The sequence below is a fragment of the Burkholderia sp. CpTa8-5 genome, assembly GCF_017815045.1.
Classification (GTDB): domain Bacteria; phylum Pseudomonadota; class Gammaproteobacteria; order Burkholderiales; family Burkholderiaceae; genus Burkholderia; species Burkholderia sola.
This window is the reverse complement of the sequence record NZ_JAGIQD010000015.1, coordinates 79,805-101,334: the sequence shown is the minus strand read 5'-3', so window position 1 is coordinate 101,334 and position 21,530 is coordinate 79,805. Positions and strand designations below refer to the sequence as shown.

The following is a 21,530-nucleotide window of genomic DNA, read 5'->3' as shown; positions in this document are numbered from 1 at the left end:
GGGTGCGAAGCCGGGGCGTTGATTCGAAAAACCGTATTATCCCGCAAACGGCGCGGGCATCGGTATCCGGCCGATCGGCCAGCCGCGCGACGCGTCGCCGCGTGCATCGGCCGAACGGCCAAAACGGGCATTTTTTGGGCAGCCTGCGCGGCGAGGCGGCTACAATAGCGCCCATGTCAGATCCTCGCTTCGTCCATCTTCGCGTTCACTCCGAATTCTCGATCGCCGACGGCATCGTGCGCATTGACGACATCGTCAAGGCGGCCGCCGCGGACGGTCAGGGCGCGCTCGCGCTCACCGATCTCGGCAACGCATTCGGTCTCGTCCGTTTCTACCAGGAAGCCCGCGGCAAGGGCATCAAGCCGATCGCCGGCTGCGACGTCTGGATTGCCAATCCGGACGACCGCGACAAGCCGTCGCGGCTGCTGCTGCTGGTCAAGGACAAGGTCGGTTACCTGAATCTCTGCGAGCTGCTGTCGAAGGCGTGGCTCACGAACCAGTACCGCGGCCGCGCGGAACTCGACGCGAGCTGGCTCGACGGCGAGCTCGCGCAGGGGCTGCTCGCGCTGTCGGGCGCGCAGCAGGGCGATATCGGGCTCGCGCTGGCCGCGGGCAACGAAGAAGCCGCGCGCCGTCACGCCGAGCGCTGGGCGCGGGTGTTTCCGGGCGGCTTCTACATCGAGCTGCAGCGTTACGGCCAGCCGGGCGCCGAGGCATACATCCAGCAGGCCGCGACGCTCGCCGCGTCGCTGAAGCTGCCGGTCGTCGCGACGCACCCGACGCAGTTCATGACCGACGACGATTTCACCGCGCACGAGGCGCGCGTGTGCATCTCGGAAGGCGACATCCTCGCGAACCCGCGGCGCCAGAAGCGTTTCACGACCGACCAGTATTTCCGCACGCAGGACGACATGGCCGCGCTGTTCGCCGACCTGCCGTCGGCGATCGCGAACACGGTCGAGATCGCGAAGCGCTGCAACCTGAAGCTCGAGCTCGGCAAGCCGAAACTGCCGCTGTTCCCGACGCCGGACGGCATGTCGCTCGACGACTACCTGGTCCAGCTGTCGAAGGAAGGGCTCGAGACCCGCCTCGCGCAGTTGTATCCGGTCGAAGCCGAGCGCGACGCGCAGCGCGACACGTACTACAAGCGCCTCGAATTCGAGTGCGGGACCATCACGAAGATGGGCTTTCCCGGCTACTTCCTGATCGTCGCGGACTTCATCAACTGGGCGAAGAACAACGGCGTGCCGGTCGGCCCGGGCCGCGGCTCGGGCGCCGGCTCGCTGGTCGCGTACGCGCTCGGCATCACCGATCTCGATCCGCTGCGCTACAACCTGCTGTTCGAGCGCTTCCTGAACCCGGAACGCGTGTCGATGCCCGACTTCGACATCGACTTCTGCCAGCACGGCCGCGATCGCGTGATCCAGTACGTGAAGGAGAAATACGGCGCGGACGCCGTGTCGCAGATCGCCACGTTCGGCACGATGGCCGCGAAGGCGGCCGTGCGCGACATCGGCCGCGTGCTCGACCTCGGCTACATGTTCACCGACGGCGTCGCGAAGCTGATTCCGTTCAAGCCCGGCAAGCACGTGACGATTGCCGACGCGATGAAGGAAGAGCCGCAGCTGCAGGAGCGCTACGACCACGAGGACGAAGTCCACCAGCTGCTCGATCTCGCGCAGCGCGTCGAGGGCTTGACGCGTAACGTCGGGATGCACGCGGGCGGCGTGCTGATCGCGCCCGGCAAGCTGACCGATTTCTGCCCGCTGTACACGCAGGGCGACGACGGCGGCGTGGTCAGCCAGTACGACAAGGACGACGTCGAAGCCGTCGGCCTCGTGAAGTTCGACTTTCTGGGTCTCACGACGCTGACGATCCTCGACTGGGCCGAGCGCTACATCCGCCGCCTCGATCCGTCGAAGGCCGACTGGTCGCTCGCGCAGGTGCCGCTCGACGATCCGGCGTCGTTCCAGATCCTGAAGAAGGCCAACACGGTCGCGGTGTTCCAGCTGGAAAGCCGCGGGATGCAGGGCATGCTGAAGGATGCGCAGCCCGACCGCTTCGAGGACATCATCGCGCTCGTGTCGTTGTACCGTCCGGGCCCGATGGACCTGATCCCGAGCTTCTGCGCACGCAAGCACGGGCGCGAGAAGGTCGACTATCCGGATCCGCGCGTCGAACCCGTCCTGAAAGAGACCTACGGCATCATGGTCTATCAGGAGCAGGTGATGCAGATGGCGCAGATCATCGGCGGCTATTCGCTCGGCGGCGCGGACTTGCTGCGTCGCGCGATGGGCAAGAAGAAGCCCGAGGAGATGGCCAAGCATCGCGAGATCTTCGCCGAGGGTGCGGCGAAGAACGGCCTCACGCGCGAGAAATCCGACGAGATCTTCGACTTGATGGAGAAGTTCGCGGGCTACGGCTTCAACAAGTCGCACGCGGCCGCGTATGCGCTGCTCGCGTATTACACCGCGTGGCTGAAGGCGCACCATCCGGCCGAATTCATGGCGGCCAACATGACGCTCGCGATGGACGACACCGACAAGGTGAAGATCCTGTTCGACGACTGCGTCGTGAACAACCTCGCCGTGCTGCCGCCGGACATCAACCAGTCGCATTACCGGTTCGAGCCGGTCGCGGAAACCGACGGCAAGCGCTCGCGCACGATCCGCTACGGACTCGGCGCGGTGAAGGGCAGCGGCCAGAACGCGATCGAGGAAATCCTGCGTGCGCGCGAGGAAAAGGCGTTCACCGACCTGTTCGACTTCTGCGAACGGATCGACCGGCGCGTCGTCAACCGCCGCACGGTCGAGGCGCTGATCCGCGCCGGCGCGTTCGACTCGCTGAACCCGAACCGTGCGCAGTTGATCGCGTCGGTGCCGCTCGCGATGGAAGCGGCCGATCAGGCCGAAGCGAACGCGATGCAGGCCGGGCTGTTCGACATGGGTGCCGAGTCGCCGCATGCGCACGCGCTCGTCGACGAACCCGCGTGGGACGACAAGCGCCGCCTGCAGGAAGAAAAGGCCGCGCTCGGCTTCTACCTGTCCGGTCATCTGTTCGACGCGTATCGCGAAGAAGTGCGCCGCTTCGTGCGACAGAAGGTCGGCGACCTGAAGGAAGGGCGCGACAAGCTCGTCGCCGGCATCATCGCGTCGCTGCGCACGCAGATGACCCAGCGCGGCAAGATGCTGATCGCGCTGCTCGACGACGGCTCCGGCCAGTGCGAGATCACGATCTTCAACGAACAGTTCGAGGCGAACAAGGCGCTGTTCAAGGAAGACGAGCTGCTGATCGTGCAGGGGCAGGCGCGCAACGACGCGTTTACCGGCGGCATTCGCTTCACCGCCGATACCGTGATGGATCTCGAACGCGCCCGTAGCCGCTATGCGCAGGCCGTGCGGCTGACGATGAACGGCAACGCCGACGCGCTCGCGCTGCGCCGCGTGCTCGAGCCGCACGTGTCGAACGACGATCCGGCCGCGGCGAACGTGGTCGAAGCGCCCGCGCCGCGCGGCGGGGGGCGCGATGGCGGTCGGCGCCCGCCGGCGCCGCTGCCGAACGGGCTTGCCGTCCAGATCCACTACAGCAACGCGCGCGCGCAAGGCGAAATGCGCCTGGGCGACGCGTGGCGCGTGAAGCCGAGCGACGTGCTGCTGGCGGATCTGCGCGCGGCGTTCGACGGCAGCGTCGTCGAAATCACGTACTGACCGCGCCCCGCTTCGGCGGCGGTCGCGCAGAGGCGGCCCGCCGCATCGCCATCGTGCGGTGCGGCGGGCCGTTTTTACGTGTGGCGGCAGCCGGGGTCTTGGGCTGGCCATCCGGACGCTATACAATCCCGCGCTAACCGTCCGAACGCGACGCGTGCCGCGGGTTCGCATGGCGAGCATCGCCGATAGCGCGCGTAAACAGGGGCGGGATCCGTGCGGCGTGCGGCAGCGCGCGGCACGGTAAGCCCTCGGACCAGGATGCCGTGGAACGGCCCGTCGCGACGATAAAAACTGATTGTCCCCACATGACCATGGCCAATGGAAACCCGCCGCAGCGGATCCTCGTGATCCGGATTGATTTTCTGGGCGACATGCTGTGCACGACGGCGTTTCTCGGCGCGCTGAAGGCGCGTTGGACGGGCGCGGAGCTGCATGTGGTCGCGAACCGCTACAACGCGGCCGCGCTGGCCGGAAACCCGGACGTGGATACGATCCACACCTACGTGTACAGCCGCCAGTGCGAGCGCAACGATCGTCCCGGCCGGATGCGCGCATTCCTCGACCGGCTGCGCCTCGTGCGCCGTCTGCGCCGCTTGCGGTTCGACCTCGTGATCGTGCCGAACGGCGGCATGCATCGCAGCAGCATGCAGTTCGCGCGCCAGCTTCGCGCGAAGGATTGCCGCTGGCACGATGCCGAGACCGAATTCGACGATCGCAAGCCCGAGCATGTCGCGCGGCGGCCGATGTGCCACGAAGCGTTGTCGGGCTTCCGGCTCGTGCCCGAACTCGGTTGCGCCGATCTCGATCGCCTCGCGCTGTCGGTGCATCCCGATCGCACGCTGCAGGAAACGTGGCATCGGCTGCTCGGCGCGCGCATGAAGCCGCGCGTCGGGCTGTTCGTGTCGAACAAGGCGGTCGAGCGCCGCTGGCCCGCCGACCGCTGGCGCGACCTCGGCGAGCGCCTCGCACCGGTCGCCGACGTGATCGTGTTTCGCGATCCGGCCATCGGCCACGCTGCCGAAGGCGAGTTGTGGCGCGACGTGAATGCACAGCATGTCGCACCTTCGTCGGTCGCCGAGCTGGTGGCGGCCGCGAGCCTGCTCGATGCGATCGTCTCGGCCGACAGCGCGCCCGTGCATCTTGCGTCGGCGCTCGGCGTACCGGTGGCCGCCCTGTTCGAGGATCGTCCCGAGAAATACCTGCGCTGGCATCCGCTCGGCGTGCCGCACGTGATCCTGCGCGCGGGCCCGACCGTCGACGCGATCGGTATCGATGCGGTCGAGCGCGCGGTGCGCCACCTGCTGCCGCAGGCCGGCCATCGCGACGAAGCCGCGGCCGGTACGGCGCTCGCGCAACCGGCCGCCGCCACGTCACCTGCGATCGCGCCGATCGCATCGTAGCGCCGGGCGCGTCGTGCGGCCGCGTCCCGCACGACGCTGCGCCGGCGGGGCCGCATCGCGGCAGCCTGCGCGGCCGGTGCGCGATGCCGCGCCGGCTGCTGCAAAATCCTGTACATTGCCAGCCTTGTTCAGCCAGCCAGACGATCACCGTGGCCCTGTTTTCCTCCGCCCGTCCGCCCAGAACCATCCTCGTTGCCGCGCCGCGCCGTATCGGCGACGTGCTGCTGACGACACCGCTCGTCCGGTCGCTGAAGGCCCGCTGGCCGGACGCGCAGATCGACATGCTGGTGTTTCGCGGCACCGAGGGCGTGCTCGAGCACAATCCGGACGTGCGGCGCGTGATCGTGGTCGCGCAGCGCGCGGGGTTCGGCGAGCGGCTGCGCGACGCGCTGTCGATGTGGCGCCGCTACGATCTCGCGTGCGCGGCGCTGAGTTCCGACCGGCCGCGTTTCTACAGCTGGTTCGCCGGCCGCAAGCGGGTCGGCCTCGTCGACCCGAACCGCGTCACGTGGCTCACGCGGATGATGCTGAACGGGATCGCGATCAATCACCATGAATCCGCACATACGGTCGTCAGTACGCTCGCGCTTGCGCCGGTGATCGGCATCGAGCCGGTGTCCGAGGTCGTCGCACCCGGCATCGGCGACGATCCCGCGCGGCGCGCACGTTTCGACGCGTGGCTCGCCGAGTCGCCCGCGATCCGCGCCGGCAAGCCGCTGGTCGTGCTGCATCCGTATCCGATGTTCCGCTACAAGCAATGGCGGCTCGACGGCTGGGTCGAGATGATCGGCTGGTTGCGCGAGCAGGGCTTCGCGGTCGCGCTGTCGGGCGGCCCGGCCGATCGCGAGCGCGAGTATGCGGAGCAGATCGCGAGCGAGGCGGGTGGCGACGTGCTGAACCTGGTCGGTCGCCTGACGTTCGGCGAGAGCGCGGAGCTCGTGCGGCGCGCGCGGCTCTTCATCGGGCCCGACACCGGCGCGACGCACGTCGCGGCCGCGACCGGCACCGACACGATCGCGCTGTTCGGGCCGTCCGACCCCGTGCGCTGGGGGCCGTGGCCGCAGCACTGGCCCGCGACCGAGAATCCGTGGTCGCTGCGCGGCTCGGGCCGGCACGGGAACGTGTGGCTGCTGCAAGGGGAAGGCGACTGCGTGCCGTGCCGGCACGAAGGCTGCGAGCGTCATGTCGACAGCCGCAGCGACTGCCTCGTTCATCTCAGTGCGCAGCGCGTGAAGGCCGCGGCAGCCGAGATGCTCGGGCTGAATCCGCCGGGCCCGGCCGACATCGTCGTCGACACGTCGCGGCTGCACCGCACCGGATCCGACTGACGCGCGGCAAGCGCGCGTTTTTCTTCGTTCGCAGGGGGCGTGTTTCGCGGAGAGCCGCGCGGCTCGCCCGCATCGGCGGTGGATGTCCGCTGCCCCGAACCCGGCCGGGCAGGGCAGCGGAACGTATGCCGGCGTGCGTTACACGCTGCGCCGGATCGCCGACGTTTCGCGCGGCAGCGCTTCGCCGCGTTCGCCGCAACCGAGCAGGATGCCGGCCAGCAGCACGATCAGGTGCCCTTCGGCGAAATCCAGCAGCAGCGAATTCGCGAGGCTGCCGATCGCGAAGATCGCGAGCCACCCGAGCAGCAAGTGCTGCGAGCGCGGATCGAGCGTACGGCTGCCGCGCGCGATCTGCACGATCAGGTTGACGAACAGCAGCAGGCCGATCGTACCGAGCTGCACGGCCATCAGCAGGTATTCGTTGTGCGGGTTCGACGTGAGCTGCCCTTCGGCGGCCGTCTTGCCGGCCGTGAGCTTCTCGAATTCGGATTCGAGGCCGCCCGCACCGTAGCCGATCACCGGGCGCTGCCGATACAGCTCCAGCCCCTTCTTGTACCACTCGAGGCGCAGCCCGGTCGACGTGGCCGCATCGCTCTGCCGGTATTGCTGCACTTCCGTCACGACCTTCGTCAGCCGGCCGTTGTGGACCGTGCATGCAGCAACCACGAGCGCGACGCCCGCCAGGACGAGCACGCCGGCGGCAAGCCCCGCGCGCAGCGCGGACTGCCGGCGCAGCAACAGCACGAAACGCACCGCGACGACGAGGATCAGCAGCAGCGCGATGACCTGTCCCGTGCGTCCCTGCAGCATCACGAACACGTTGACGAGCGACCACGCGGCGACGCCCGCACAGGCGGCGCGCGACAGCGCCGTGCGGGCCGCGAGCGCGAGATCGGCCGCCTGGTAGAACAGCAGCGCGCCGAACATGCCGGCCGCGATGTGGTTCTTGAACACCCACGCGCGCGACAGCGGCAGTTGGGTCGCATACGCCGGCCCGATCGCGGTGAGCCCGAGATAGTTGGTCGTCGACAGCAGCAGGATCACGCACAGCGTGCCGAACCAGCAGCGCCGCACGATCGGCGCCCAGTTCGAATGACGGAACGCGAGCACGGCGAATGGCAGCAGCAGCAGCTTGTCGTACTTCGCGACCCAGTTCCACGCCTTGTTGTGCGGCGCGACCGTATAGGTGACGCTCGCGGCCAGCGCGGCCAGGATCAGCAGCGCCGCGAGCGAAGCCGGGTCGGTGACGAACGAGCGCAGGTCGCGCCAGAACTCGGGGGAGATCACGAGCGCGGCGGCGAACAGCCCGCAGAACACGTTGGTCAGCGCGGTCGAAACGGGCACCATGCAGAGCGCGGCGACGGCGAATGCGCGGGCGGCGGTCAGGCGCCGCGTGGCGGGAGCGGAAAACGAAAGCATCGGAACCTGTCGTATGGACGAATGCGGCTTGCGGGCATCTGCGCCGCGTCGCTTATCCCGGCGAGAGACCCGGGACGAACGGCGCAGTATACGCGAAGCAGGGCAGGTTTCCGTGCGGTTTTCGGGGCGGGATCAGATGAACGCGCGCTTGATCCGCGAGCGCAGCAGCGCGCGCTTGAGGCGGCCTTCCACCACCGGTGTATCGAGCGCGATCTGCGTGCCGAGCGGCTCGCCGCGATGCAGGTAGTAGCGGTCGAACGTCGCCTGCGTCATGCCCCATTTGTTCAGGAACTGGCGGCGGCCGTCGTTCTTGACGATCTTGCCGGTGCTCTTCTGCTGGAAGTGGTACACGAGGCTGTCGCCGACGCCGACGAAGATCCGGCAACCGGCGTCCCAGAATTTCATCGAGAAGTCGTTGTCGCTGCTCATGCCCGGCGACAGCTCGCTGCTGTAGCCGCCGATGCGGTTCCACCAGTCGCGGTGCACGAGCGTCGGCGGCCAGGTCGAGCCGAGCCAGTCGGCACGCACCAGCTTCGGAGTCGCGGCGACGAGGCCCGCCGCGTCGAACTGCTCGGCGTCGCGGCCGAAATTGCTGACGACCACGCACGGGTTGCGCGTGTCGACCGGCTCGACCATCGTGCCCGACAGCATGAACAGGTCGGTGGGCATCTGTTCGATGCGGCGCACGAGCGCCGTGTCCCAGCCCGGGCAGCAGAACATGTCGTCGTTCATGTAGACGACGTAGTCGCGCGTGGCGCGCGCGGCGGCCAGGTTGACCGCATGGCAGATGCCGATGTTGGTCGGCGACGCGGTGTGTTCGATCCCTTCGTTGCGCACCCAGTCGAGGGTGCCGTCCGAGCCGTCGTTCACGTGCACGATGATCTGGTGGTCGTACGCGGAATGCCGGCGCAGGCTGTCGACGACGAGCTTGAGGTACGGCAGGTTGTTCCAGGTCGGGATGATGATGGAGAACATGGCGGTCGGATTCGGTGGTCGTCGTGACGGGCGGCGCGCAGCGCGGCCGCTCGGGCGGGCACGCACGGTGCGCGCAACCCGGCATTGTAACGCCGTGCCGATCGCGCACCGGGCGGGTGCCTAGCGGGTCGGCTCGTGACCGAGCTTCAGGAAGCGGTAGTACACGGTTTCCGCGTTGAACACCGCGATCATGAAGCCCGCGCGGCCGTCGAGGAACCCGCGCCGCAGCACGTAGGTGCGCACGAACGCCCACGCGCCGCGGCCGAGCGCCTTGCCGAAGCCGCCGCGCTGGCCGGCCGCGCGGCGCTGGCGCGCGCCGGCCGTCGAATACGCGTCGAGCTTGCGCACGACCGTTTCGAAATCCTCGTACGAGTAGTGCATCAGCTTGCCGGTCAGGCGCTGCGCGGCGGTATCGAATACGAGGCGCTCGTGCACGAGATCGTCCGAGAACCGTGCGGTGCCGCGCCGGAACAGCCGCGGCACCCAGTCCGGATACCAGCCGCTGTGATGGATCCACTGGCCGCAGAAGCTCGACAGCCGGTCGAGCGCATAGACCTGCGCGGCCGGCGCGCGGATCGCGTCGCGGATCGACCGCGCGAGTTCCGGCGTGACGATTTCGTCGGTATCGAGCGACAGGATCCAGTCGGTGCCGAGCGCGTCGAGCGCGCGGTTCTTCTGCGGGCCGAAGCCCGGCCAGTCGCGCTCGACGATCACGCGCGCGCCGTGCGCCTGCGCGATCGCGACGGTATCGTCGGTGCTGCCGCCGTCGATCACGACGACGTCGTCGGCGAACGACAGCGCATCGAGACACTGCGCGAGCCGCGCGGATGCGTTGAGGGCGATGAGGGCGACGCCGAGGGAGGGTTCAGCCATGAAATCGTCGGAAAGGCGGAGAAAACGGTGAGCGGCAGTATACCTTCGGCCCGGCCGCGGCCCGCATCGGCGACGGGCGTGCCCGCGGGGGCGGTGCAGCTATAATGTTGAGCCCTTTCCGGCACCCGCCCGACGGGGCGCACACCCGGGCGGCCACGCGCCGGGCGCCGCATCGCGGCTCAAGAAGGATTGCCTTGGAAACCCAGAACACTCTTCGCAAACCGATGGACGGCACCGGCACGTCGCCGCTCACGGTCCTCAAGCGCCTGTGGCCGTACATCCGGCCGCTCGTCGGCATCGTGGTGCTCGCCGTGATGACGATGGGCGTCGTCGCGGCCACCGAAGCCGGCATTCCGGCGCTGCTCAAGCCGCTGCTCGACCACGGCTTCGGCTCGCACGGCAGCGACAGCGCGAAATGGTACGTGCCGATCGCGGTGATCGGCCTCGCGCTGGTGCGCGGCGTCTCGCAGTACACGTCGAATTACCTGCTCAACTACGTATCGAACCGCATCCTGCTGCAGTTGCGGCTCGAAATGTTCCAGCGGATGCTCCACACGGGCGCGTCGTTCTTCCAGCGCGAAACCGCGAGCACGGTAATCAACGCGATCGTGTTCGAGGTCAACCAGATCCTGTCGGTGCTGACGGGCGTGATGGTCACGCTCGTGCGCGACTCGCTGACGGTGATCTTTCTGCTCGGCTACCTGTTCTACCTGAACTGGCGGCTCACGCTGATCGTCGCGGTGATCCTGCCGGGCATCGGCTGGCTCGTCAGCAAGATCAACCGCCGGCTGCGCCGCCTGAACCGCGAGCACCAGACGCTGACCAACGAACTGTCGTACATCGTCGAGGAGACGGTCGGCGGCTACAAGGTCGTCAAGGTGCACAACGGCGAAGCGTACGAGATGGACCGCTTCACGACGATGAGCAAGCGCCTGCGCGGCTATGCGATGCGCATGACGATCTCGGGCGGCCTCGCGCAGCCGCTCACGCAGTTCCTCGCGTCGATCGCGCTCGCGGTCGTGATCACGATCGCGGTCGTGCAGTCGTCGAACGACCAGACGACGGTCGGCGGCTTCGTCGCGTTCGTCACGTCGATGCTGCTGGTGATCTCGCCGCTCAAGCACCTGATCGACGTCAACCAGCCGCTGCAGCGCGGGATGACGGCCGCCGAGCTGATCTTCGGGCTGATCGACGAGCCGGCCGAGCCGCAAGGCGGCGGGCGGCCGCTGTCGCACGCGCGTGGCGAGATCGAGTTCCGCTCCGTGTCGTTCGATTACGGCGCGGCCGAGCGGCCGACGCTCGACCGCATCTCGTTCAAGGTCGCGCCGGGCGAAATGATCGCGCTCGCCGGCCCGTCCGGGAGCGGCAAGACGACGCTCGTGAACCTGCTGCCGCGCTTCTTCGACCCGACGGACGGCACGATCCTGGTCGACGGCGTGCCGGTTGCCGACTACGATCTTCACGCGCTGCGCAGCCAGATGGCGATGGTGAGCCAGGACGTCGTGCTGTTCAACGACACGATCGCCGCGAACGTCGCCTACGGGCAGACGCCCGACCGCGCGCGCGTGCAGGCCGCGCTCGAGGCCGCGAACCTCGCCGATGCGGTCGCCGCGATGCCCGACGGGCTCGATACGCTGGTGGGCGGCAACGGGATGCGGTTGTCCGGCGGCCAGCGCCAGCGGCTCGCGATTGCGCGCGCGATCTACAAGGACGCGCCGATCCTGATCCTCGACGAAGCGACGTCGGCGCTCGATTCGGAGTCGGAGCGCCACGTGCAGGCCGCGCTCGAGCGGCTGATGGAAGGCCGGACGACGCTGGTGATCGCGCACCGGCTGTCGACGATCGAGCGCGCGGACCGCATCCTCGTGCTCGAGGCCGGCAAGATCGTCGAGGAGGGCAGCCACGACGAACTGCTGCGCCACGGCGGCCTCTACGCGCACCTGCACCGGATCCAGTACCAGCAGCAGGCGGCGTGACGCGCGGTCATGCGGCCGCGCGACGGCCGCAATACCGTGTGCTAGTCTTCATCGGGCAGTCCCGGTCGTTTCTTGTTCGACGTGACACCACGGAGGGAAGGACAATGAAGAGGATGCACGGCACGATGCTGGCCGCCCTGATCGCGGCCGGCTGCGCCGCCACCACGGCGATGGCGCAGGATCACGGCAACCACGGCAATCGCGATGACCACGGCGGCCCCGGCATGCATCGCGGGCATGGCCCGAAACATGTGCCGCCCGGCCACGCGATGCATCGCGACGACGTGCCGCCGCGCTGGGCCGACGGGCCGCGCCGCGACTGGCACAAGGGCGACCGGCTGCCGGACGAATTCCGCGATCGTCAATACGTGGTCGACGACTGGCGCGGCTATCACCTGAGCGCGCCGCCGCGCGGCTATCACTGGGTCGGCGTCGGCGGCGACTACCTGCTCGTGCAGATCGGCTCGGGCATCGTGCTGCGGGTCGGTCCGTAACCGCCCGGCCTGTCCCCGTCACCGTCACGCAGCGTTCCGATCGTTCATCCGGCTGCCGGGCGCGTTGCCCGGCGCCGCGTTACTTTGCCGCCGCGCGGCGGAACCAGCGCCGCTCGATGCTCGACATCGCCCAGCACACGCCCAGCGCGCACACCGTGCCGAGCGTCACTTCGCCGAACCGGATCAGCGGAACGTCCCACAGCGGGCCGTTGCCGGGGAACAGCAGCACGATCGTCGCGGTCACGCCGCCGAGCCGTGCCGCGCTGCCGATGTTCAGGCACCAGCAGCAGACGATCACGACCGCGACCGTGATCGCATACGCAACGAGGCGATCGCCGCCCAACGCCGCACCGGCGAAGCCCAGGGCGCCGCCGACCATCGCACCGATGAACTGGTCGCGCGACAGCGACATCGTGTCCGAGTAGTTGTGCTGCGTGACGGCGATCGCGGTGATCGCCGCCCACACCGCCTGCTCGCTATGCACCGCGCGGCCGATCGCATACGCGAGGCACGCGCCGCACACGGCCTGCACCGCCATCAGCCCGCCTTGCGCGAGCCGCTCGCTGAATGACAGCCCCTTGAACAGATCGAAGATCGACTGCTGGATCTGCTGGCGGGCTTCGTTGAGTGTCCTGATCGTATCCATCGTGCATCGGCCAAGAAGCGGGTAGCGGCGGCGCGCCGCCGTCAATGCGCCTGTTCGGGCGAGGCGGGCGCCGGTTCGTCGGCTGTCGCGTCGCCGTTGTCGACGCGCGTTTCGGGCATCACGAACCAGACCAGCAGCACCGCGAGCGCGCCTGCCGCGGCGAGCCCGAAGAAACTGACCGCGTTGCCGAAGTGATCGGCGACGTAGCCGGCCACGGCCGTGCTGAGCGTCGCGCCGATCCCGGCCGCGAGCCCGAACAGCCCGATACACAGGTTGTAGCGGCCCTTGCCGCCCGCGACGTCGGCCGCGATCAGCGGCAGCATCACGCCGAACACCGCCGCGCTGATGCCGTCGAGCATCTGCACCGGCACGAGCAGGTACGGGCTGCTGACGCCGGCGAACAGCAACGCGCGCACCGGCAGCGCGGAGAAGCCGAGCAGCAGGATCGGCCGGCGCCCCCAGCGCTGCGCGGAACGGCCGACCCACGGCGACAGCATCGCGACGATCGCCTGCGGCACGATGATGCACGCGGCGATCACGAGCTGCACGTTCTCGCCCATCCCGGCCGTGACTTCGCCGGCCGCGAGGTTCAGCATCGCGGCGTTCGACAGGTGGAACAGCACGACACAGGCCGCGAAGATCAGCATCCGGCGATCGCGCAGCAGTTCGAGCAGCGTTTCGCGCTCGCCGGCTTCGTCGACGTCGTCAGGCTTCGACGACTGCGGAATCACCTGGTGCGTCGGCTGGATCATCGCCAGCGCGAACAGTGCGGGCAGCGCCAGCACGGCGGTCAGCCAGAACACCGCGCGCGCGGAGAAGTATTCGCCGGTGAGCCCCATCAGGCCCGCCGCGACCGCGCTGCCGATCGACGCCCAGCGCGCGTTGCGGCCGAGCCGGTCGCCGAGGTCGGCGCGGCCGACGAGCGAGAACGAGATCGCGGCCATCGCCGGCACCAGCATGCAGCTCGCAAAACCGTGGAACACCTCGGCGGCGATTACCGGCACGATCGTCGGGCTCGACGCGAGCAGCACCGCGGACAGGATGATGGCCGCGATCGCCCACGCGGCCGCGCCCTTCTTGTTTTTCAGCGCATCGACGGCCGCGCCGCCCGGCACCTGGCTGACCATCGCGCTGATCGTGCCGATCGACAGCACCATGCCGATCTCGCCCTGCGTCCACTTGTGCGACGCGAGGTAGGACGCGATGAACGGACCGAACCCGGTTTGAACGTTTGCAACGAAAAAGTTGAGCCAGTCGAGGGCCCGGAGACTGCGAACGCTGACGGAATGCTTGATCGTCATCGGGTGGCACTCGCAGACGAAGCCGGCACCGCTGCCGCCGGGGCAACGGGCGGGAAAACCGCGACGATCGGCTTGTCGGCCGCGTACGGCGGCGCTGCCTTGATCTGCGCGTCGTTCAGGTCGAGCTGCGGGTGCAGCGCCTTGTCGCGCGTGACGAAGCGCAGCGCGCCCCAGCTCGCGGCGATCGAACGGCGGTCGGTATTGACGAGCCCGCCGAGGTCGAGCACGACGGCCTGCGGTTGCGCGCCGCGGTCGATCAGCACGTCGACGATCCGGCCGATCTTCGTGCCGTTCGGGCGTTCGACATCGCTGTCGAGCATCGGCAGCCGCGTCGCCGGCGACGCCGCAGCCGAGCCCGACAGCGGCACGGCCTTCGGCCGCGCGGCCGGCGGCAGGTCGCCCGACGGCACGTCGAGCACGATCGGCTCCTGTTTGCCGCCCGGCGTGAAGCGGAACACGTTCCACGGGAAGATGACCTTGCGGTCGCCGATCCCCATGAAGCCTTGCAGGTTGACGATCATCTCGCGCGGCTTGCCGCCCGCGTCGACCACCATGTCGACCGCGCGGCCGACCACCTTGCCGTTGCGGCGCGCGACTTCGCTGTCGAGCAGCGCATGGATCTGGGTGCGGTCGAGCGCGCGCGTCGCGACGAGCGGCGGGGGCGGAGGCGGCGGCGGGGTCGGCGATTCGGGGCGCTGCACGGGCTTCGGCCGTGCCACTTCGCGGTGCGGCTTCTTCGGCGCTTCCGGTTCCTCCGGTTGCGTCGGCGCGGGCACCGGCGGCATCGTCAGCGGCTCGCCGGCGGTTTCCTCGACAGGCTCGACGAGCGCCTCGCTGATCGGCGCGGGCGGGTTCTGGACCGGCAGCAGCCCGCAGCCGGACAGCAGCGCGGCGGCGGCGACGATCAGGAAGACCGTCGAGGACGGCAACGACTTGCGGGATGCGGGAAACGGGAGTCCGCCGCTCATTGACACTCACTCCATGGGTCGGGGCGGCCCGAGGGCACGCGGCTGGCGATGGATGGCGGGTGCGGGCGGCGCACCACGCGAGGGTGAGAGTTTAACGTGTCTTGCTTTCAGGACCGATTTCGATGGCGGGTTGCAGGCGGACCGTCGGGAAAAGGAAGGGATCGGAGGCCGTCGCGGGCGGCTCCGGCGACTGATCGACGACGATGCGGGCGCCGGCGCTGCTACCGTCGGTGCGTTGGCTCAACGCGCCGAGCTGCCGCACGCGGACAGCAACGAGAGCGCCGCAACGCCAGCGGCCATCATGATCATTCTGCAGAAACGACGTCGACCTGGCCCGCCGTGGTGGCGGGGCGCTGCCTGAAGGCAGCGTCAAACCGGGAGATCAGGCGTCCGGATACCACGCGTCGGCGAATTCGCTGACCTGGACGTCCTTCAGCTCCGGACGCGCGGCCAGCCACCCGCGCACGAGCTCGCGATCGGCGTCGGTCGTCGTGCCGCGCGGCGCGCCGGAGATCACGTACGCGCCGATGCCTTCGTCCGCGGACGCGACGGTCAGCAGCCCGTTCGCTTCGACGAAGTCGATGAACGCATCGATCAACTGGCCGCGCTCGAGGTCGGTCATGTCGTTGCGGTAATGCGCGGTGGCGTTGAACGAGAGTTCCTGGAATTCGCCGATGTGGAGTTTCTTGCGCTGGCGGCGGTTGTGGCGTGTGCTCATGGTGTGTGACGAGTGAACGAGAGGTGGGAAAGGATAGCGCGGCGGATGGCGCGCGCACCCTGTCGACGTGCGGCATGGGCGAGGCTGGAGGCGAAAGAGGGCGTATCGCGGGACCGTTCCCGAAACTGTTCTTAAACAATTGCGCGATGCGCCTTTCGCCGTGCGGCCTGGTCAAGCGGCCTATTACACGCTTGACCGAATGATACAGGGATGGCGAGCGTGTTCGGCTTTGCTAAGGTCTGCGGTCATTCGAACAACCACGAGGGCCGTATGTCGAACAATCGCTATGCGTACGAGGGGCGCGAGGATCTCACGCCGCGAGCAGTCATCATGTTCAGCACGGTGCGCCGGTGTAACGCCGTGGCCAAACCAGAAGCCAGGGTGTTCTGATCGTGCCGACCGATACGTGGGAAAAGCTGGCCTCATTTGCACGCGAAGAGCTTGGTCGACCGCTGTTCGGCGGTCAGTTGAGGATCGAACCATCGTCCCGCCTCGAAGACGATCTGGGCGTGACGGGACTCGACGCAGTCGAGTTCATCGACAAATGGGCAGAAACATTCGGTGTGCAGGCCTCCGAGTTTCCTTACGACCGCTATTTCGGTCCTGAGGGCCAAGACATGGTGACGACGTTTCTCGCGCTGTTTTCGGAGCGTTACCGTAAGCCGCCGCGCGTGCCACTTACACTCGCCATGCTGGAAGAAGCGATGCGTCTCGGCCGATGGGATACCGAAGCGATCGAGCGCTTCGCCCGGGAAGCGCCCGACGACGAATAGCCATTCGACGATACATGCAGGTCGAGGTTGCGCGAAATCCGCGCCGCGCCGGGCACGCTTCGCACAACCTTGCACGAGCCCACCGTTACATCAGCACGATGTCGTACTGCTCCTGGCTCAGATTCGACTCGACCTGCAGCGACACCGGTTTGCCGATGAAGTCGATCAGCATTGCCAGATGCTGCGATTCTTCGTCGAGGAACAGGTCGATCACCTGCTGCGCGGCGATCACGCGGAATTCGCGCGGGTTGAACTGCCGCGACTCGCGCAGAATCTCGCGCAGGATGTCGTAGCACACGGTGCGCGACGTCTTCACCTGGCCCTTGCCCTGGCAGGTCGGACACGGTTCGCACAGCACGTGCGCGAGCGATTCGCGCGTGCGCTTGCGCGTCATCTCGACGAGTCCGAGCTGCGAGAAGCTGTTGACCGTCACGCGCGTGCGGTCGCGCGACAGCGCCTTCTTCAGCTCGGACAGCACCGCGTCGCGATGCTCGGCGTTCTCCATGTCGATGAAGTCGATGATGATGATCCCGCCGAGGTTGCGCAGCCGCAGCTGCCGCGCGATCGTGTGCGCGGCCTCGAGGTTGGTCTTGAAGATCGTGTCGTCGAAGTTGCGCGCGCCGACATAGCCGCCCGTGTTCACGTCGATCGTCGTCATCGCCTCGGTCTGGTCGATCATTAGGTAACCGCCCGACTTCAGGTCGACGCGGCGCGACAGCGCGCGCTGGATCTCCGTCTCGATGTTGTACAGGTCGAACAGCGGCCGCTCGCCCGTGTAGTGATGCAGCTTCGGACTCACGGCCGGCGTGAACTCGCCCGCGAATTCCGACAGGCGCTGGTAGGTCTCGCGCGAATCGACCTGGATGCGCGTCGTGTCGTCGTTCGCGAAATCGCGCAGCACGCGCTGCGCGAGATCGAGATCCTGGTACAGCAGGCTCGTCGCCGGCAGCCGCTGCGCCTGCGCGACGATCGTCGCCCAGGTCTTGCGCAGGTACGCGACGTCGCCGGCCAGTTCGTCGGAGGTCGCATCCTCGGCGATCGTGCGCACGATGTAGCCGCCTTTCTCGTCCGGCGGGATCACGGCGGTCAGGCGCGCGCGCACGGCCTCGCGCTCGGCCTCGCTCTCGATCTTCTGCGAGATGCCGATATGCGGCTCCTGCGGCAGGTAGACGAGCGTGCGGCCCGCGATGCTGACCTGCGTCGACAGCCGCGCGCCTTTCGTGCCGATCGGATCCTTGATCACCTGCACCATCAGCGTCTGGCCTTCGAACACGATCTTCTCGATCGGCTGGTGCGGTGCGCCCGACTGCGGCTCGCCCGCGAGGCGCGGATGCCAGATGTCGGCGACGTGCAGGAACGCCGCGCGCTCGAGGCCGATGTCGATGAACGCCGACTGCATGCCGGGCAGCACGCGCACGACCTTGCCGAGATAGATGTTGCCGACCCGTCCGCGCGACAGCGTCCGCTCGACGTGAAGCTCCTGCACCGCACCTTGCTGGACGAGTGCGACGCGCGTTTCCTGCGGCGTGAGGTTGATCAGGATTTCTTCGTTCATGGTGCGGTTCAGAAGGCGACGCGTGCGGTACGCAGCAGCGCGGCAGTCTCAAAAAGGGGCAGACCCATGATACCTGAATGGGATCCGTCGATTCGCTCGATGAATTCGGCCGCGCGGCCCTGGATCGCGTACGCGCCGGCCTTGCCGAACGGCTCGCCGGTGTCGACGTAGCGCGCGAACGCGTCGCGCGATGCGTTTGAAAAGCGTACCGACGAGCGCGACAGCGCGGGCGGCAGCAGTTCGCCGTCGGCGCCGATCACGGCGACGGCGGTCAGGACTTCGTGTGCGCGGCCCGCGAGGCGGGTGAGCATCGCGAGCGCATCGTCGGCGTCGGCCGGCTTGCCGAGGATCGCGCCATCGATGGTCACCGTGGTGTCCGCAACGAGCACCGGCGCGGGCGGCTTGCCGCTCGCGATGAGGCGCGCACGCGCGGCCTCGGCCTTCGCGACGGTCACGCGCCGCACGTACGCGTCGGCGGCTTCGCCGGGCAGCTCGGCCTCGAGCGCCTCGGCGTCCTCGTCGGGGCGCGGCAGCAGCAGCTCGAAGCGTACGCCGATCTGCAGCAGCAGCTCCTGGCGGCGCGGGCTTTGCGAGGCGAGGTAAAGGATCGGGAAAAGCGCGGGGGACGTGCTGGACGGCATGGTGTCGTTATCTCGTTAGGCGCGCGTGGCGCGCGTCTCGAGGACGACACGTCATGCGCGGTGGTAGGGGTGATTCTGCGTGATGCTCCACGCCCGGTAAAGCTGTTCGGCGAGCAGCACGCGCACCATGCCGTGCGGCAGCGTCATGCTCGAAATGCGCAGCAGCACGTCGGCGCGCGCTTTCAGGTCCGGATCGAGCCCGTCAGCGCCGCCGATCACGAACGCGACGTCGCGGCCGTCCTGCTGCCAGCCGGGCAGCGCCTGCGCGAGCTGCATCGTGGTCCAGTCGCGGCCGCGCTCGTCGAGCGCGACGAGGCGCGCGCCCTTCGGCAGTGCGGCCTCGATCTTCTGCCGCTCGGCGGCCATCACGCTTTCGGCGCTGCGGCCGCCCGAACGCAGTTCAGGCTTGATTTCGCGCAGCTCGATGCGCAGTTCGGGCGGCATCCGCTTCGTGTATTCGTCGAAGCCGGATGCGATCCAGCCCGGCATCTTGTGGCCGACCGCGAGGATGAAAAGCTTCATCGGGACGACTCGCTGCGACTCAGCGGCGGCGGGCCGCCGTCTTGCGCGCCGGGCGTGCGGGCGCGGCTTCTTCCTCGTCGTCGTCTTCGCTGGCCGTCGCGAAGCCGTTGCCCTTGCCGCCGCCGAGCTTCATCCGCACGGGCTTGTCGCCCCAGATTTCCTCGAGGTTGTAGTACTGGCGCAGCGCCGGTTGCAGGATGTGCACGACCGCGTCGCCGCAGTCGACCAGCACCCATTCGCCGGTGTCCTCGCCTTCGGAGCTGACGACGTCGCCGCCGGCTTCCTTGACCTTGTCGCGCACGTTCGACGCGAGCGCCTTGGTCTGTCGGTTGGAGGTGCCCGACGCGACGACGACGCGGTCGAACAGTTCGGTCAGGTGGCTGGTGTTGAACACCTTGATGTCTTGCGCCTTGACGTCTTCGAGGGCGTCGACGATCACGCGCTGCAGTTTGCGAATATCCATGGATTCAGGAATGGTAGAGGCGATGTTGAAGAATATAGGCCCATACGGCGGCCGGCACATGTTCGGCCGACGCGTCGGCCATTTGCGCATGGCGTGCGATGCATGCGCGCAGGTGCGCGCGGATGTCGGTCGCGGCGATGTCGAACGAAAGGGTCGTATCGATCAGCAGGCTGCCTGCCGGCGTGGCCTTGAGCACGTCGGCGCAGGCCTGCCGCGCGGCGATCTCCCGCGCGACGTCCGGCGGCGCCGCGCCGAGTTCGAAGCCCGGGCGCGTCGACACGCCGATGTGCGCGTAGTCGAACAGCGTGCGCCAGTCGCGCCACGTATCGAGGCGCACGAGCTGGTCGGCGCCGATCAGCAGCGACAGCGACGCATCCGGGCCGATCCGCTCGCGCCAGCGCGCGAGCGTCTCGACCGTGTAGGTCGGCCCGGTGTGCTCGATCTCGTCGGTGGCGACGGTCACGGTCACGCCCGGCAGCACGAGCGAATCCGCGGCCGCGCGCGTCATCGCGAGCCGGTGCTCGGCGGCCGACACGTCGCGCTTCTGGTACGGCTGTCCGGCGGGCAGCAGCACGAGTTCGGTCAGGTCGAGCAGCGCGGCGAACCGGCGCGCGAGCGCGAGATGACCGTCGTGGATCGGGTCGAAGGTGCCGCCCAGCAAGCCGATACGACGCGGCAGCGGGGCGGGGCGGGCGGTGGTGTCCAGAAACGCGTCCTTTCGTTGGGGCAGCGGCACGCGCGGGCTCAGACCCAGTCGCGCGGCACGAGGAAGTCGCTGTAAAGGCGCGCTTCCGGCGAACCCGGCTCGGGTTGCCAGTTGTAGCGCCAGTTCGCGACCGGCGGCATCGACATCAGGATCGACTCGGTCCGGCCGCCGCTTTGCAGGCCGAACAGCGTGCCGCGGTCGAACACGAGGTTGAATTCGACGTAGCGGCCGCGGCGGTAGGCCTGGAAGTCGCGTTCGCGCTCGCCGTACGGCAGTTCGGCGCGGCGCTCGACGATCGGCAGGTAAGCGTGCAGGAACGCATCGCCGACGCTTTGCATCATGTCAAACGAGCGTTCGAAACCGGGTTCCGAGAAATCGTCGAAGAAGATCCCGCCGATGCCGCGCGTTTCGTTGCGGTGCTTCAGGAAGAAATATTCGTCGCACCATTGCTTGAAGCGCGGGTAGAGCTCGGCGCCGAACGGGTCGAGCGCATCCTTGCAGGTCTGGTGGAAATGCCGCGCGTCGTCCTCGAAGCCGTAAACCGGTGTCAGATCCATGCCGCCGCCGAACCAGAACACGGGGTCTTCGCCCGGTTTCGTCGCGATCAGCATCCGCACGTTCATGTGCACGGTCGGGCAGTACGGATTGCGCGGGTGCAGCACGAGCGACACGCCGAGCGCCTCGAAGCCGCGGCCCGCGAGCTGCGGACGCGCCGCGCTCGCCGACGGCGGCAGCGCGTCGCCCGCGACGTCGGAAAAGCCGATTCCCGCGCGTTCGAACACGCGGCCGCCTTCGAGAATCCGCGTGCAGCCGCCGCCGCGCAGGCGTTCGGCCGGCCCGCGCTGCCACGTGTCGGTCGCGAGCGGCGTGCCGTCGAGCGCGCCGAGCGCGTCGGCGATGCGTGTCTGCAGGCCCTGGAGGTACGTGCGCACACGCGCCACGTCGTAGGTCGAATCGGTCATGTCTGGACTGGCTGCCCCCACCCGGAGCGGGGGCCGTAAAAAAAGCATCTGCCGGGCATTCTATCGAACCCCGGCAGACGGGTCGCCGCCGCGCGGGCGCGGG

At 68.3% G+C, this 21,530-nt stretch carries 21 protein-coding genes; 7 read left to right on the top strand and 14 right to left on the bottom strand.

Annotated features, from left to right (window positions below; genetic code table 11):
* Positions 1-173: 173 nt before the first annotated feature.
* The 3 genes from dnaE to J8I35_RS22440 all read left to right on the top strand — a co-directional run bounded on the left by dnaE (position 174) and on the right by J8I35_RS22440 (position 6,435).
* Positions 174-3,707 carry a DNA polymerase III subunit alpha gene (gene dnaE / locus J8I35_RS22450; RefSeq protein ID WP_209926925.1) on the top strand — a complete coding sequence of 1,178 codons (3,534 nt, stop codon included), beginning with the start codon at positions 174-176 and terminating at the stop codon, positions 3,705-3,707.
* Positions 3,708-4,018: 311 nt separating this feature from the next.
* The gene (locus J8I35_RS22445; protein WP_209926955.1) at positions 4,019-5,107 is read left to right on the top strand and encodes a glycosyltransferase family 9 protein; all 1,089 of its coding nucleotides are present in this window, start codon (positions 4,019-4,021) and stop codon (positions 5,105-5,107) included.
* Between the two features lie 149 nt (positions 5,108-5,256).
* Entirely contained in the window at positions 5,257-6,435 is a 1,179-nt protein-coding gene (locus tag J8I35_RS22440; RefSeq protein WP_209926924.1) for a glycosyltransferase family 9 protein, read from the top strand.
* A 138-nt stretch (positions 6,436-6,573) separates the two neighbouring features.
* Here J8I35_RS22440 and J8I35_RS22435 read toward each other — a convergent pair whose 3' ends face one another.
* The 3 genes from J8I35_RS22435 to J8I35_RS22425 form a co-directional block, all read right to left on the bottom strand.
* Positions 6,574-7,854: an O-antigen ligase family protein gene (locus J8I35_RS22435; protein ID WP_209926923.1), complete on the bottom strand. Its 1,281-nt coding sequence runs from the start codon at positions 7,852-7,854 to the stop codon at positions 6,574-6,576.
* Positions 7,855-7,986: 132 nt separating this feature from the next.
* Entirely contained in the window at positions 7,987-8,829 is an 843-nt protein-coding gene (locus tag J8I35_RS22430) for a glycosyltransferase (protein WP_209926922.1), read from the bottom strand.
* Positions 8,830-8,949: 120 nt separating this feature from the next.
* A complete protein-coding gene (locus tag J8I35_RS22425) occupies positions 8,950-9,702 on the bottom strand; it encodes a glycosyltransferase family 2 protein (protein ID WP_050016370.1) in 753 nt (250 codons plus the stop codon).
* A 224-nt stretch (positions 9,703-9,926) separates the two neighbouring features.
* Between J8I35_RS22425 and msbA the strand changes: the two genes are divergently transcribed.
* Both msbA and J8I35_RS22415 read left to right on the top strand, forming a co-directional pair.
* The gene (msbA, locus tag J8I35_RS22420; RefSeq protein WP_244137952.1) at positions 9,927-11,678 is read left to right on the top strand and encodes a lipid A export permease/ATP-binding protein MsbA; all 1,752 of its coding nucleotides are present in this window, start codon (positions 9,927-9,929) and stop codon (positions 11,676-11,678) included.
* A 104-nt stretch (positions 11,679-11,782) separates the two neighbouring features.
* Complete coding sequence (locus J8I35_RS22415) at positions 11,783-12,172, top strand: RcnB family protein (protein ID WP_050016374.1); 390 nt, start codon at positions 11,783-11,785, stop codon at positions 12,170-12,172.
* Between the two features lie 79 nt (positions 12,173-12,251).
* On the opposite strand, the gene J8I35_RS22410 is transcribed toward J8I35_RS22415, so the two are convergent.
* The 5 genes from J8I35_RS22410 to J8I35_RS22390 all read right to left on the bottom strand — a co-directional run bounded on the left by J8I35_RS22410 (position 12,252) and on the right by J8I35_RS22390 (position 15,805).
* Positions 12,252-12,818 (bottom strand): FUSC family protein, encoded by a 567-nt coding sequence (locus tag J8I35_RS22410; RefSeq protein ID WP_124631394.1) that lies wholly within the window; start codon positions 12,816-12,818, stop codon positions 12,252-12,254.
* Positions 12,819-12,859: 41 nt separating this feature from the next.
* Positions 12,860-14,119: an MFS transporter gene (locus tag J8I35_RS22405; RefSeq protein ID WP_209926921.1), complete on the bottom strand. Its 1,260-nt coding sequence runs from the start codon at positions 14,117-14,119 to the stop codon at positions 12,860-12,862.
* Positions 14,116-15,087: a PRC-barrel domain-containing protein gene (locus J8I35_RS22400; RefSeq protein WP_124554842.1), complete on the bottom strand. Its 972-nt coding sequence runs from the start codon at positions 15,085-15,087 to the stop codon at positions 14,116-14,118. The genes J8I35_RS22405 and J8I35_RS22400 overlap by 4 nt, the downstream gene beginning before the upstream one ends.
* 91 nt (positions 15,088-15,178) lie before the next feature.
* Positions 15,179-15,331 (bottom strand): hypothetical protein, encoded by a 153-nt coding sequence (locus tag J8I35_RS22395; RefSeq protein ID WP_209926920.1) that lies wholly within the window; start codon positions 15,329-15,331, stop codon positions 15,179-15,181.
* 138 nt (positions 15,332-15,469) lie between these two features.
* Complete coding sequence (locus J8I35_RS22390) at positions 15,470-15,805, bottom strand: 50S ribosome-binding protein YggL (RefSeq protein ID WP_209926919.1); 336 nt, start codon at positions 15,803-15,805, stop codon at positions 15,470-15,472.
* A gap of 210 nt (positions 15,806-16,015) precedes the next feature.
* Between J8I35_RS22390 and J8I35_RS22385 the strand changes: the two genes are divergently transcribed.
* On the top strand, positions 16,016-16,195 hold the full coding sequence (locus J8I35_RS22385; RefSeq protein WP_050016386.1) for a hypothetical protein: 180 nt from the start codon (positions 16,016-16,018) through the stop codon (positions 16,193-16,195).
* Between the two features lie 2 nt (positions 16,196-16,197).
* The gene (locus J8I35_RS22380) at positions 16,198-16,578 is read left to right on the top strand and encodes a DUF1493 family protein (RefSeq protein ID WP_209926918.1); all 381 of its coding nucleotides are present in this window, start codon (positions 16,198-16,200) and stop codon (positions 16,576-16,578) included.
* Between the two features lie 85 nt (positions 16,579-16,663).
* Here J8I35_RS22380 and rng read toward each other — a convergent pair whose 3' ends face one another.
* Genes rng through hemF form a run of 6 tightly spaced genes read right to left on the bottom strand, consistent with a single transcriptional unit; the run spans position 16,664 to position 21,427 of the window.
* The gene (rng, locus tag J8I35_RS22375) at positions 16,664-18,133 is read right to left on the bottom strand and encodes a ribonuclease G (protein ID WP_050016390.1); all 1,470 of its coding nucleotides are present in this window, start codon (positions 18,131-18,133) and stop codon (positions 16,664-16,666) included.
* 8 nt (positions 18,134-18,141) lie between these two features.
* Positions 18,142-18,774 carry a Maf family protein gene (locus tag J8I35_RS22370; protein ID WP_050016392.1) on the bottom strand — a complete coding sequence of 211 codons (633 nt, stop codon included), beginning with the start codon at positions 18,772-18,774 and terminating at the stop codon, positions 18,142-18,144.
* A 51-nt stretch (positions 18,775-18,825) separates the two neighbouring features.
* Positions 18,826-19,296 carry a 23S rRNA (pseudouridine(1915)-N(3))-methyltransferase RlmH gene (gene rlmH / locus J8I35_RS22365; RefSeq protein WP_006478222.1) on the bottom strand — a complete coding sequence of 157 codons (471 nt, stop codon included), beginning with the start codon at positions 19,294-19,296 and terminating at the stop codon, positions 18,826-18,828.
* 19 nt (positions 19,297-19,315) lie between these two features.
* Positions 19,316-19,759, bottom strand: a complete 444-nt coding sequence (gene rsfS, locus J8I35_RS22360; protein WP_209926917.1) for a ribosome silencing factor — start codon at positions 19,757-19,759, stop codon at positions 19,316-19,318.
* A 4-nt stretch (positions 19,760-19,763) separates the two neighbouring features.
* The gene (locus J8I35_RS22355; RefSeq protein ID WP_245170367.1) at positions 19,764-20,489 is read right to left on the bottom strand and encodes a nicotinate-nucleotide adenylyltransferase; all 726 of its coding nucleotides are present in this window, start codon (positions 20,487-20,489) and stop codon (positions 19,764-19,766) included.
* Between the two features lie 14 nt (positions 20,490-20,503).
* The gene (hemF, locus tag J8I35_RS22350; RefSeq protein WP_050016398.1) at positions 20,504-21,427 is read right to left on the bottom strand and encodes an oxygen-dependent coproporphyrinogen oxidase; all 924 of its coding nucleotides are present in this window, start codon (positions 21,425-21,427) and stop codon (positions 20,504-20,506) included.
* Positions 21,428-21,530 lie beyond the last annotated feature (103 nt).